The sequence below is a fragment of the Flavobacterium sp. RSSB_23 genome (genome assembly GCF_051547145.1).
In the GTDB taxonomy this organism is placed as follows: domain Bacteria; phylum Bacteroidota; class Bacteroidia; order Flavobacteriales; family Flavobacteriaceae; genus Flavobacterium.
Window position 1 is genome coordinate 135,609 of sequence record NZ_JBPTTO010000008.1, and the last position, 14,392, is coordinate 150,000.

Consider the following 14,392-nt stretch of genomic DNA (forward strand, 5'->3'; position numbering starts at 1 on the left):
CTACTTTAAGCGACTATTCCTCCTATTTTGAAAGCAAAGCCACTATTGTGTCGCGTTTCTATTGTCTCAAATGTATTCATTTTTTAATTAAATATGTAAAATTTTCTTTACTATTTCATTCTTTACAATTCACGTTTTTTGTTCCTTGGACTCCCGTGATTGCCCGCGTGAGGGATAGGAACTGGCTACCGAAGTAGCGTGTATAGCCCGACCGCAGCCAAACAAAGGGGCGAATAACACGTTTGCTATTCGCCCCTTTGGGTGGATGGGGTCACGCCCTAATTATTTTAAAACAGATTATGAAACGCTTTGTAATGCTGGATTGAAATCCAGTCCTACACTATCAGTATAGTCTACGGCTCTTTTTACAGCAGTTAGATTTCCATCGGAACGGATTGATTTTGTAGTAGGTTGTTGTTTTTACTCTTTTGTAAAGTTAATTTGTCCACCGCCTTGAAATAAAATCATTGTTTTTTCAGTAGGATTGAATTCAAATTTTGCTCCTGCTTGGTCAAATTTAAACTTGTCTTTCTCCGTTGCTTCAATGGGAAATGCTGGTTGTCCTGTCCCTTGTGCAATCAAAGTGTTACCCTCTTTTGTAATTGTAATTTTCAACGGAATTTGTTTGGAAGCATAAATTCCTAAATATTTGTCTAGGTCTTCCGAAGTCAACTTGAAAGTTGTGAAAACTGGAATTTCGTATGGCTTACCATAGACTGCACTTAAAACTGCGATTGTTATGTCATTGTTTTTAAAATTCGTTCCATTTGAAATCAATGCATACGAAATTTTGTCCTCTGGAAAATGAGCATAAACAGAACTAAAACCGTCAATTCCTCCAGTGTGACCATAACCGATACTTTTATAGAAAGGAATTTGAAACAAACCAATTCCATAACCGTCTTTTATTGTTTTCATTATTTCAAGGCTTTCGCTTTTCAGAAGTTTTCCACCAAATAAAGCATCGGCAAACTTTGTCAAGTCGCTTGGTGTAGAAGTTATTGCACCTGCTCCTAACGGAATTGTATAGTCTGTTTCAGTTTCTAATTTCCAAGTTCCCGTAAATTTGTAAGATTTACATTCATTCTTACTTGGGTTTATTCTGCCAAAGACATAAGTGCTTGTTAGGCCAATTGGTTTAACAATGTGTTCCTGCAATAAGTCAGAATATGATTTTTTAAATGTTTTTTCGAGGATATAAGTCAAAAGAACATAATTTGAATTGCTGTACTCTCCTTTGCTATCTGGTTCAAATTCGCTATTCCCTTTTACAATAATTTCAACTATTTCTTTTTCAGTTTTTGGTTGGGTATTATAAGTCAAATAGTCTGCGTCATTTGTGAAATTATGTATTCCACTTCTATGACTTAACAATTGTTTTATAGTTATTTTCTTTGCGTTTGTGATTGAAGGAAACCATTTGTCAATAGTTTGATTTAAGTCTAATTTTTTATTCTCAACAGCTTTTAATGTCAAAACAGCGGTAAACGATTTAGAAATTGAGCCTATTCTATATTTAGTTTTTTCTGTTGCTTTTAAGCTGTTTTCAACATCAGCAAAACCGATAGATTTTGTGTATATAATTTCTCCATTTTTAGAAATGGCAACGCTACCCATAAATTTATTATTTTGTTCAAGTGCGTTGAAGTAATTGTCTAATTTGTTTTTGTCAAAGTTTTGTGAAAACCCGATTTGGGCAAATATCAAAAGTAACGATGTTGTTAAGATTCTCTTTATCATTTTATTCTGTTTAAGTTTTTGTTTACGGACACTCTAAAATAGAAACCAACACCGCTATTTGGATATTACGGCTATGCTGTGACGTTTTTTCTTCTCCCAAATATATCCTTTTCCTTACAAAAAACATAAAAATTTTCTGAAATATTCATTACTGTTTTGATTCCTTTAACTCCCGTGATTGTCCGCGTGAGGGATAGCAATAAACTACCGAAGTAGTATGGATAGCCCGACCGCAGCCAGACAAAGGGGCGAATAACACATTTGCTATTCGCCCCTTTGGGTGGATGGGGTCACGCCCTAATTATTTTAAAAAATAGGTTATCGGGTAAAAACGAGTTGGTTGCCTTTGGATAAATTGGCATCAAAGGCATAGCCGTCGTAATTGAAGCCTTTTAGGTCGTCGATGGTTTCGGCTTGGGTGTCGATGATGTAGCGCACCATCATTCCGCGGGCTTTCTTGGCAAAAAAACTAATCATTTTTAGTTTTCCGTCTTTGTAATCTTTGAACTCGGGCGTGATGACGGGCACTTTGAGCACCTTGGCATCTACGGCAGAGAAATATTCGTTGCTCGCCAAATTGACAAACAGTTCGTCTTTTTTGAGTTCCTTGTTCAACGCTTGGGTCAAGGTGGTTTTCCAGAATTGGTATAAGTTTTGGCTCTCGCCTACGGGCATTTTGGTTCCCATTTCTAAGCGGTACGGCTGAATCAAATCTAAGGGTTTGAGCAAGCCATACAAGCCCGAAAGGATGCGCAAGCGGTCTTGCAACAGTGGCAATTGGTCTTCGGAAAGCGTGTAAGCGTCTAAACCAGTGTAGACATCGCCATCGAAAGCGTACACCGCAGGGCGGGCATTGCTGGGTTTGAATGGGGTTTTCCAGTCTTTGTTGCGCTGCCAATTCAAGTCGGCCAATTTATCCGAAATCGACATCAGGCTAGCTAATTCTTTGGGGGTTTTGAGTTGCAATTCGGCGTGCACGATTTTGGATTGCTTTAAAAAAGCAGGCTGCGTAAAGGTTTCAACGGGTAATTCTTTCTCGAAATTTAAGGACTTGGCTGGCGATATAACAATTTTCATATATGTAAAAGATATTTGTTAGCGGTCATATATGGTATCGCCTTTTTCTTATCGGTGTTTGTTTGCAACAAACCTTTTGTTAATGGCGATTTCATAACTGACTATTCTTTGTTTTCAAAAATACAATTTGAATTTTAGATTTCCGAAGCCTAGTATTGATTTGTTTAATAACTGCATAACATTTGCTAATCCACAGGATTGAAATCTAGTAATTGTAAAAAATGGATTCAAAACATAGCATAAACAAAAATTATCATTGAATGGAAAGGAATAGAACCTGACGTTTTACAGTTAACATTGACTAGCCACGGATGCGACGGATGCAACAGATTAAAACGGATTTTTAATCATCGAAATGGTAGAATCTGTATTTTTGAGGCATTCAATATAAAACTATGGATTACTTCTTGATTTGTTTGGTGGCGTTTTTGGGCTCGGGACTGACTTTGTTTTCTGGTTTTGGATTAGGAACCTTGCTAGTGCCAGTTTTTGGTTTATTTTTTCCTATCGAAATGGCCATTTTATTGACCGCTATCGTGCATTTTTTGAATAATATTTTCAAACTGTTTTTGTTAGGACAAAAAGCCAACAAACAAGCCTTGCTGGCTTTTGGAATTCCGGCTATTGTTTTTGCTTTTGTGGGGGCGTATCTGCTCTCTTTTTTAAATTCTATTCCGCCAATTGGGAGTTACACGCTCGGGAGCCATACGTTTACGCTTTTGCCAATCAAACTTTGCATTGGTCTTATTTTGTTGTTTTTTGCGTTGTTCGAAATCATTCCAAGTTGGTCGCAACTTACTTTTGATAAAAAATATTTGCCTTTAGGCGGCGTTTTGAGTGGCTTTTTTGGAGGATTATCGGGAATGCAAGGCGCTTTGCGTGCCGCTTTCTTGATAAGAGCGGGACTAACGAAAGAATCTTACATCGGAACCGGAGTCGTTATTGCTTGTTTGATTGACCTTTCTAGAATGGGTGTCTATGCACAAAACTGGTCGCAAAACTCCGAAAACATTGCTTATCCATTGGTGATTTGTGCCACACTTTCGGCTTTTTTGGGGGCTTTTATTGGGAATAGACTTTTAGAAAAAGTGACCTTAAAGAGTATTCAATTGCTAGTTGCGCTACTGCTTATGGTGTTTGCTGTGCTTTTGGGGTTAGGGATTTTGTAGTTTAAAAAATAGATTTGTCAATCCTTATTTTAGCCACGGATATAACGGATGAAACGGATTTTTAAGTAGTACTAAAATGACTTAACTAAAGATAAAATTCTTTTTTTTTACCACATAGAAACATAGAGTCTAAAGTGTTATTAAAGAAAAAATAGACGTTTTACTTTTCACATAGCAATACTATGTGTGAAATAGCGCTATTTCTATTGATTCCTTTTCTAATTTGCTTTAATCTATGATTCTATGTGGTTATTTTTTTTTAATTTTATTCAAGCGGTTGGTATAAAATATATTCAGTTGGATGAAAACTGACTTTTTTCTTTTTCAATTAAACCACGGATAAAACGGATTTTCTATTTCAAAAAAACATCCTTAAAACAGCTGTAATTGGTGCTAATTCGTATACTTCAAATTTCCCTTTTCAAAAGTAAATCCTTGGTATTTTAACAACTACGGCTAAAAACTGAGCTTTTTTAACTACTTTTGCACCCCAAATCGACTAAACCATAAAAAGTATGAAAAACATTTCGCTCTTTTTACTTCTTTTAAGTACTGCATTTGGAACGGCTCAAAACGTTGAAACTTATTTTGATAACATCCGAAATAACGAAGCCCAACTCACGGCTTTCTTTTCTCAAATGCCCAAAGGAGGCGATTTGCACCACCACTACTCTGGCTCTGTTTATGCCGAACCGCTTATAGCCTACGCCATTAAAAATAATTTTTACCTCAATTTAGAAACCTTAGAAGTACAACCCCAACGAGGCACCGATGGAATTTGGGAATCCTTTGAAATGATTCAGAAAAATGGAGCAATACCTCTCTACCAACAAAAAATCATCGAAAAATGGTCCATCAAAGACTTTAACGGCATAAGTTACCCTTCTGATAAACAGTTTTTTGAATCCTTCGGAAAATTTGAAGCGACTATTAAAGGGACTTTTGAACAAGGACTTTTGGAGCTAAAAAATCGTGCCATCAAAGAACAAGTTAGTTATATCGAAACGCAATTATCAACGATTCCGTGTGATATGAACACAGAGGAATTGACTCCTTATAACGAAGAACTTCGAAGCTTGGTCGCCAAAAAAGACGAAAAAGCGGTTTTCAAAGCATTGGACCAACTGTTTGCTACTTTCTCCAAAAGAGAGGCCGCAAAATACGCTGCTAATTTCAATACCAATTTTGTAGCCAAAATGCATAACGACCTCAAGATTGATGATGCGCAATTCACGATGCGCTATCAAAATTTTGTGTTGCGCTTTATGGAACCGGTAGACTTATTCAAAAATTTAGTAATTGCTTTTATTTCTGCTGATAATAGTCCACTAATCGATGGCGTGAATATCGTTTCGCCAGAAGATGGCGCTACAGCCATGAAAGATTATGAATTACACATGTTGCTCTATAAATACTGCCATACCAAATTCCCAAAAGTAAAATACAGCATGCACGCGGGCGAATTGACCTTAGGATTGGTGCAACCCGAAGAACTAACGTGGCACATCAACGCGGCCGTATATACCGCAGGAGCGAACAGAATTGGGCACGGGGTAGATTTGGCTTACGAAAAAAACAACTACGAGTTATTGCGCTATATGGCGAAAAACAAAATCGCTATCGAAATCAATTTGACGAGTAACGAGTTCATTCTGAAAGTGAAAGAGAATCGTCATCCGTTTAGTTTGTACAAAGAATTCGGTGTTCCCATCGTAATTAGTACGGACGATGCTGGTATTTTGCGCACCAATCTCACCGAACAATATGTACTTTTGGCCAAAAGATACCCACAAGTAAGCTACAAAGACATCAAGGAATATGTGTACAACAGCATCCGTTTTAGTTTTATCGAAGCGTCTAAAGTAAAAGAACAAGTACTAGACGATTTGGATTACCGATTTAAAAAATTCGAAGCACAATATACCCAGAAATAAACGTACGTCTTTTGAGGAGTTATGATGAAGTCATAACTGTACTTTTTCAAAAATCCATAAAGAAAATACAATAAAAGAAAGAATTTATTTAATTTTAGAAACTATTACTTTCTAAATTCAAATAAATTTATGGAAAACCAAAAAACAATCTTACGCTTAAGCTCATTACTCTTAAGCTTTTGTTTACTTCCCTCGCTTTCAACAGAAGCACAAAATACCGCCAAGAAAAAGGACAAAACAGCCGTTTCTTCTGGCAACACTGCTTACTTCAATGGATTAAAATGGCGCAATATTGGTCCGTTTAGAGCAGGTCGCTCATTGGCAGTAGCAGGTCACGCTGACCAACCTTTAACGTATTACTTTGGGGCTACTGGTGGTGGTGTTTGGAAAACCACCGATGGCGGCAACGAATGGTTAGCCGTTTCTGATAGCACTTTTACTTCTTCCTCAGTGGGAGCAATTACAGTCGCACCTTCAGACCCAAATGTGGTGTATGTTGGGATGGGCGAAGCTGATATGCGTTCAAATATCTCCTTTGGAGACGGTATGTACAAATCTGTAAATGCTGGTAAAAACTGGAGCAAAATTGGACTCGACAAAGCCGATGCTATCGGAAATATCGAAGTGCATCCAAGCAATCCTGATATTGTTTTTGTAGCCGCAATGGGTAATCCATTTCATTCCAATCCAGAGCGTGGCATTTACCGCAGTACCGATGGTGGAAAAAACTGGAAATTGGTATTGTCCAAAAATGACAAAACGGGCGGAATGGTCGTGCGCATCGACACGAACAATCCAAGAGTAATCTATGCGACGCTTTGGGAGGCCTACAGAAATGGACATTCGATGTCATCTGGAGGAACCGAATCTGGTCTTTTCAAATCTACCGATGGTGGCGACACTTGGACCAACTTAAGTACCAAACCTGGCATGCCAGTAGGCCTTTTGGGTAAAATTGGAATCGCAGTATCACCCGTAAACTCCAACCGATTGTATGCCTTGGTAGAAAACGACAAAGGGGGACTCTACCGTTCTGATGATGCCGGTGAACATTGGTCACTCATCAACGAAGACAAAAACTTATGGCAACGTCCGTGGTACTATATGAATTTGCAAGCCGACCCAAAAAATGAAGACGGCTTGATAGTGTTGAATGTAGACGCTTGGAAATCTTCCGATGGAGGTAAAAACTTCAAAAAAATTCCTGTACAACATGGCGATACGCATGATGTGTGGATTAATCCGAAAAACCCAGAAAACTTTATTATTGGAGATGATGGTGGAGCAGAAATCACGTTTAACGGTGGTGCCAATTTTTCGGATATTGATATTCCAACAAGTCAATTTTACCATGTATCGCTAGACAATGACTTCCCGTATAACATTTACGGCGCCCAACAAGACAATTCCTCTGTTAGAATTGCTTCAAGAACCACGGGTTCTAGTATTGACAGAGAAGATTGGTTTCCGGTTGCGGGTGGTGAAGCTGGATACATTCAAGCCGACCCCACCAATTCGGACCTTACTTATGGAGGAGAATATGATGGGCAATTAAGCAAATACAATTCAAGAACCAAACAAGGACAAGACATTTCTCCTTATCCTGAATCCAATATTGGTTCTCCAGCAAAAGCCAAAAAACACCGTTTTCAATGGACTTACCCTATCGTTTTTTCTCCGCATAATCCCAAAAGAATGTATGTGACCTCTCAATATGTGTTGGTTACAGAAGACGGAGGCCATTCCTTTACTGCTATAAGCCCAGACTTAACCCGAAATGACCCAAAAACCACTGGAGACACTGGAGGTCCAATTACCAAAGACCAAACGGGAGCCGAAGTCTATGCTACTATTTTTACCTTTTCAGAAGCGCCAACGGAACAAGGCGTGCTTTGGACAGGCTCTGACGATGGTTATATTCATGTTTCTAAAAACAATGGAGCAAGCTGGGACAAAGTCAACATTTCGACTTCAATGTTACCTGAATTCTCTTTGATAAGCATCATTCACACTTCGGAACATTCCAAAGGAAAAGCTTATGTGGCTGCCAACAAATACATGTATGGCGACCGCACTCCTTACCTTTTCAAAACCACAGATTACGGAAAAACTTGGAAAAAAATCACCGCTGGAATTCCTGCTGATGAATATTGCAGAGTACTGCGCGAAGACCCTAACAAACCTGGCCTTTTGTATGCTGGAACCGAAAGAGGGATTTATGTTTCCTTCAACGATGGGGATTCTTGGGAAAAACTAAACTTGAATTTACCGCTTACGCCTATTCGTGATTTGCAAATTCACAAACGCGATAAGGATTTGGTTGTGGCTACCCACGGGCGTGCTTTCTGGATTTTGGATGACATCACGCCTTTACACGAAATCATGGACAAAAAGGTAACTAGCGAAAAACACCTTTTCCAACCGAGAACCGCCTACAGAACACAAGGGCGTCAAAGCGACACCAAATCATCTGGAACCAATGCTCCAAATGGTGTAATCGTTCGTTTCTATCAAAAAGCGAAAGCTACCAAAGAATTAGAACTCGAATTCTTGAACGACAAAAACGAAAGCATCATCAAATATTCTTCGGTTAAAAACACCAAAGGCGAACCACAAAAAGTAGCTAAAGAATTCCACCAAGATACTGAGAAAGAAAAAGCAGGTTACGTGCCTAACAAAGCCGGAATGAACGTATTTGTTTGGAATATGCGTTATCCAAATGCTAGCGAAGTAGAAGGTACGAATGTAATGTGGGCCGGTTCTGGCGTGGGTGCCAAAGTACTTCCGGGCACTTACAAAGTTCGTTTTATCGAAGACAAAAAAATCATCGGTGAGCAAACTTTTGAAATCAAAAAAGACCCAAGAGCCGAAGGAACCGATGCCGACTTGAAAGAGCAATTCGAATTCCACCAAAAAGTCAACAAAAAAGTAAACGAAGCACATTTGGCTATCAACAAAATCCGCAAGATTAAAGGACAAATCAATGGGTATGTTGGTGCCGTGAAGGATTCGGTTATGGTCAAAGAAATGAAAAAAATGACCGAGCCTACCATCAAATCTTTAGAAGAACTAGAAGCTACTTTGATGCAGCCTAAAGCCAAAGCCCCACAAGACGTTCTCGCCTACCCTATTATGCTAAACGATAAAATAGCGGGATTGGGTTCGAATGTTTCCTCAGGAGACACCAAACCAACCAAAGGCGCTTATGAAGTATACGACGATTTGGCTAAAAAAATTGATGCCGCTGTAGCGAAAGTCAACGAAATAGCAACAGTCAAAGTACCCGAATTCAATGCCTTTATCCAACAAAAGCAGATTCCTGCCATAGTGATTGAGGATAAAAAATAAAGAAGCTAATTACAATGCAAGCCGTTTCTGAAAAGAAGCGGCTTTTTTTATTCCCAAAAAAAGCATCCAAAAAATATAAACATCCTTTAAAATGAAATAAAAAAGATAACCACATAGAGACATAGAATTTGTAGATTTTAAATAGAAAGAAATAGACGTTTTACTATTCACATAGACATTCTATGTGAAAAATAGTAGTATTTCTATATATTCTTTACTTGTTTGCTATTAATCTATGACCCTATGTGGTTAATTTTTTTTATCAAAATTCTTCCAATCAAATTATAGGGCTGATTTAAGTACTATAGTTTTAGCCCCCACTCAGCTATCAAATTGTCATAAAAAAAACAATTACCACAAAAAATCATAAATACTACAAATTAAGTCGATTCCGTTTCAAATTATCATCAAATTCACGGCTACTTTCTCGCTTAAATTTTATAGTTTTATAAAAACAAAAAACAAAGCTTTTTTACTTCTCTAAATGTTTTTTTATGAAATGAGCATAACCGTTAATTTGTCGTTAATACAGTTAAAGAGATATGCGAATTACATATTCCTTTAAAAAACAAATAATATCTGCGTATGAAAATAGCCCTTTACAGTAATGAATTTCCTCCGCACATTTATGGTGGTGCGGGAGTACATATCGATTTTTTAAGCCAAGAACTGGCCAAACTCGCCCAAGTAGAAGTCCGCTGTTTTGGGGCACAATCCGAAACTACCGAAAATATGCACGTGCAAGGCATCACCTCCAGCTTGACCAAAATGGAAGACCCAAGCAACGAGCACATCAAAATGTTTCATAACCTGAGCAAAAATGTCGAGATGGCACAAGCCACACCCGAGGCCGACATTGTGCACTGCCACACTTGGTACACCCATTTGGCAGGCGTATTTACGCGCGAACTGCTGCAAGTACCGCTCATTTTGACCACCCACAGTCTCGAAACCCACCGCCCTTGGAAGGTCGAGCAACTCGGCAACGGGTATTTCCTCTCGCGCTGGTTAGAGCAACACGCCTATGCCTCTGCCGATGGTGTGATTGCCGTAAGCGAACAAATGAAAACCGATGTCATCGAAGCCTATGGCGTAGCGCCCGAAAAAGTTACGGTGATTCACAACGGCATCGACCCTGATTTTTACCAACCCACTTTTGATGATGCGTTGTTGACCGAATTAGGTATCGACCCCAACATACCGTTTGTACTGTTTGTGGGTCGCATCACGCGCCAAAAAGGTATTTCGCAACTTATCGCTGCGGCACAACATTTCAATGCCAATTGCCAAATCGTATTGTGTGCAGGCGCCCCCGACACCCCCGAAATAGCCGCCGAAACCGAACAACTCATCGCCGAGCTAAAAGCCACCCGCGAAGGCGTCATCCTCATCTCCGAAATGCTCCCAAGAGAAAAAGTAAAAGTGCTCTACAGCCACGCCCGCGTTTTCGCCTGCCCTTCGCTCTACGAACCCTTTGGCATCATCAATCTCGAGGCGATGTCCTGCGAAACCCCCGTAGTAGGAAGCGCCGTAGGAGGCATACCCGAAATCATCGTCGAAGGACAAACCGGATTTTTGGTACCCCTCGCCCCCGTTTCCCGAACCGATTTTAACCCAGCCAATCCACAAGCCTTCCAACAAGATTTTGCCACCAAAGTCAATCTCTTGCTCGACAACGAAGCCTTGGCCAACCAAATGGGAAAAGCCGGTCGCCAACGCGTACTCAACCAATTCAGTTGGGCCTCCATCGCCAAAACCACCTTGGCCTATTACCAAGAAGTCATAGACCGTTTCGAAAAAGAAAAAGCATAATTGGGGCGTGACCCCAGTACCACAAAGGGGCGAATAGCAAGCGTGTTATTCGCCCCTTTGCGTTCCTGCGGTCGGGCTATCCATACTACTTCGGTAGTTTATTCCTATCCCTCACGCGAAATAGCATTAAGTTAAGCGTTCTTTTTGTCATTCTGAGGAACGAAGAATCACATAATGTGAAAAGCAAGTGTGATTCCTCCTTTGTCGGAATGACAAAATCAAGAGTCTTTATCCTTAACTTAATGACATTGCCCTCACGCGGGCAATCACAGGAGTTTAAGGCAACAAAGCACTAAAGAATATTTCAGAATTTTTTTATCTTTTTTGCAGGAAAAAGAATATATTTGGAAGGAGAGAAAAGCGACACTATAGAAGATAAATAAATTGTAGGAGTGTCAGTGGCTATTATTGAACGACAAATAAACATCTAAAAAGATTAAAATGAACCCTAAAATGATTCTCATTATAATAATTTTAATTTGTTTTAGCTGTAAAAACGACAATAGCTCAGACGAGATATTCATTTATAGTCATAACGAACTTCACTATAATTATTCTATGAAATTGAATTCAAGTGATACAATTTTTTATGATTTTAGAGGTAAAGATTCGGGATTATATTATAGCATAATAAACCCTGACGATAAAAAAATATTTAATACTATTTTAAATAAAATTGATTTTGAAAATGATTCAACATACGAGCAAAATAATTTATTTGACGGCAGAAGTTTTCAATTTTATAAAATAAAAAACAATAAGCCAAAACGTGTATTCATCTATGGTACTAACGCACCAAAAGAATACTATAGATTTTCGAACATTTTAAATAAGCTAATAGACAAACAAAAGAAATATAAACTAAAATCGGATAAAGATTGGGCAGAATTAAAATTCATGATTCCACCACCACCTCCTAGTCCAGAGCTATATAGTGAGAACCACAAACAGCCGTTACTTAAGATTTGAGTTTTAGACTAAATTTGAAATTGTTTTGTATTTGATATAATTTGGCAAATCCGAGAATAAGGTATAATCTAGAATCAAACCACAATGTAATACAAGAACGTTAAGCGTAATTTAAACGAACAAAAATGCCAAGATTATTAAAAAATGATACCGTAAGATTAATTGAAGCTAGTGTGGAAACCCTTGGACTAGCACAATTTGGTATATGTACGTTTAGGAGAGATCAATTGAAAATTGAACAAGTCCGATATTCAGCTGAAGTTGGACTTATTGGTTGTGCTATAGAATTAATGATGAGCTCTATAATTATTCAAGCTTTAGGCAAAAAAAGTATTTACAGAGACTACGAAAATGGAAAATATAAAACGGCTTCTGAAATTTTAGCTGATTTTAGGACATTACTTCGCCAATCATCATCAAACACCTTATTCCTAATTAATGGAGTAACTACCCCTCAGGAACATATCAATAGGTTATTAGAATTAACCAATAGATTTCAACTAATTATTACTAGTCGAGCAAATGGTTTGCATAATGGTTATGGTTTAAAATATGAACTTGTTGCGTCCCTGTTTCAAAGTGTCTCAGAATTCTTTCAATTAATTTCTCAATCAAATAACATTAAGCCATATTTAACTAGAATTCCAGAATTGGTAGGTATAAAAATAGATAGAAATATACTAATTGATGACCTATATAACCAATTAAAAGACACCAACAATACACAAGACCAAAAAAGCTTAATCTCTTCTTTATTTCTAATCTTGCCAGAAATCCCTAAAAATATGCCCGAATGGATAGAGAAATTTGAAAGTATTAAAGTAGCTCCGAAAAAAAATGATATTGTATATTTAATTGACGCTTTGGAAAAAGCTAATCCAGTTGCGCTAAATAAAGTGGCGGATACTAGTAGTCAACTTAATGTTAAAATAGTTGGGCGTGATATTGAAGGAGCTATCCCCATTTCTGCACATTTTTTAAAATCTGAGTTCACTCAAATTCGTGATCAATTTTATGCTGATATAGCAACTGCAAATGGTAGATTAAACAATAAACAACTTGATTTACCACCTAAATCATCTATATATTATGCGTTTGCATTCGGTGTTGAGAATTTACAAATACTTGAACCTACTAAGAAATTTACAGCACATCAATCGTGGCCCTTTATTGTTGCTGCAATTGATGTCCCAAAAAACAATACACCAGCACCTTATTGGTTTCTAATACGCTATACTGACGATTTAGGACAATTAAAATCTTGTCTAAAAAAAGCAGCTAAATTAGGTAACAGTTCTTTGAAAAAAAATATCACAATTGTACTTGGAGGAATAGAAGCAATAGAACAAGACCAATACATTGATGCGCAATCTGTTTTCATTCAACAAATTATTTCGGACACAAATACATTCAATGATAATATAGAAAAACTTGAAAATATATTTCGAAAAAATGGACTTAAAGGTCTAAGCCAAGATTATGAAAATGATCTAAATGACTTTTTTAGCGAAGAAATATCTGTTTTGGAATTACTTACTAAAATCAAACAAGACGATAGTTTAGAAAATTCTTGTAAAAAATATTGGTTTGCTAAATTAACTTCTCTACTGCCTGAAAAGGAAGATTTATCGATTCTAGCTAACATTTTAGATAATTCTGAATTCCAGAATGCACATACAAACATTCGAAAAGCCTTTAGAGCAAAAGATTTTGCAGATTATGGACCAAAAGTAAAAAGCGTATAGCCCCGCTCTTCGAATCATACAAACCAGCTCAGCTCCCTGCTTCTCGAAGCATAAAAACCGTTGGCGATTAATGTAAAAAAAATAAAGGTTAAATGAAAAACACAATACTAGTATTCTCTTTTTTACTCTTCTCAACTTTCTATCTATATGGCCAGAAATACTTGCTAAAAAATGAAAAAATAATTTATTCCTTTCAAACTAACAAAGGAAAAATAATGACGCTTTGTAGTGACAAAAAAGGTAAGTACATCATTTATCGATTTGGAACAAAAAACAACATTGAATTAGAATACCCAAATAACAAAGACAAATCGAGTTGGAATACATTTGAATACTCCTATTGGTTGCGAGGTGGCGGTATAGAAAATGAAGGAATAGACCTTAATTATGTTGCCTTTACAATAGACAAAAATAAGTACGTGATTTATAATACTTATTTTGCAAATGGAGAAAAATACGCAACGGGTATTAAAATTATTAACTTGCTTAACAAGAATTTAATAAATATTGCTGGAAATTATAAAACTATAAAAGGAACTTTAATCGATTTCCGATTTGATAAATCAATAAAAGAAGGGGAAGAACTATATGATTAGAA

The 14,392-nt window shown here is 37.5% G+C and carries 9 protein-coding genes; 7 read left to right on the top strand and 2 right to left on the bottom strand.

Translation table 11 applies throughout. From position 1 onward, the window contains the following. Positions 1–420 precede the first annotated feature (420 nt). Both ACSVH9_RS12925 and yaaA read right to left on the bottom strand, forming a co-directional pair. The gene (locus tag ACSVH9_RS12925) at positions 421–1,740 is read right to left on the bottom strand and encodes a serine hydrolase domain-containing protein (protein WP_438064074.1); all 1,320 of its coding nucleotides are present in this window, start codon (positions 1,738–1,740) and stop codon (positions 421–423) included. Positions 1,741–2,058: 318 nt separating this feature from the next. Then, a complete protein-coding gene (gene yaaA / locus ACSVH9_RS12930; protein ID WP_438064075.1) occupies positions 2,059–2,817 on the bottom strand; it encodes a peroxide stress protein YaaA in 759 nt (252 codons plus the stop codon). A 395-nt stretch (positions 2,818–3,212) separates the two neighbouring features. Between yaaA and ACSVH9_RS12935 the strand changes: the two genes are divergently transcribed. The 7 genes from ACSVH9_RS12935 to ACSVH9_RS12965 all read left to right on the top strand — a co-directional run bounded on the left by ACSVH9_RS12935 (position 3,213) and on the right by ACSVH9_RS12965 (position 14,390). Continuing rightward, positions 3,213–3,986: a TSUP family transporter gene (locus ACSVH9_RS12935; protein WP_438064076.1), complete on the top strand. Its 774-nt coding sequence runs from the start codon at positions 3,213–3,215 to the stop codon at positions 3,984–3,986. A 515-nt stretch (positions 3,987–4,501) separates the two neighbouring features. Beyond that, a complete protein-coding gene (locus ACSVH9_RS12940; protein WP_438064077.1) occupies positions 4,502–5,920 on the top strand; it encodes an adenosine deaminase in 1,419 nt (472 codons plus the stop codon). Positions 5,921–6,049: 129 nt separating this feature from the next. Then, a complete protein-coding gene (locus ACSVH9_RS12945) occupies positions 6,050–9,268 on the top strand; it encodes a VPS10 domain-containing protein (protein ID WP_438064078.1) in 3,219 nt (1,072 codons plus the stop codon). A gap of 585 nt (positions 9,269–9,853) precedes the next feature. Next, the gene (gene glgA / locus ACSVH9_RS12950; protein WP_438064079.1) at positions 9,854–11,080 is read left to right on the top strand and encodes a glycogen synthase; all 1,227 of its coding nucleotides are present in this window, start codon (positions 9,854–9,856) and stop codon (positions 11,078–11,080) included. Between the two features lie 558 nt (positions 11,081–11,638). Then, positions 11,639–12,049 (top strand): hypothetical protein, encoded by a 411-nt coding sequence (locus ACSVH9_RS12955; RefSeq protein ID WP_438064080.1) that lies wholly within the window; start codon positions 11,639–11,641, stop codon positions 12,047–12,049. 125 nt (positions 12,050–12,174) lie between these two features. Beyond that, positions 12,175–13,794 carry a hypothetical protein gene (locus ACSVH9_RS12960; protein WP_438064081.1) on the top strand — a complete coding sequence of 540 codons (1,620 nt, stop codon included), beginning with the start codon at positions 12,175–12,177 and terminating at the stop codon, positions 13,792–13,794. A gap of 92 nt (positions 13,795–13,886) precedes the next feature. After that, positions 13,887–14,390, top strand: a complete 504-nt coding sequence (locus ACSVH9_RS12965; protein WP_438064082.1) for a hypothetical protein — start codon at positions 13,887–13,889, stop codon at positions 14,388–14,390. The last annotated feature ends 2 nt before the right edge of the window (positions 14,391–14,392 follow it).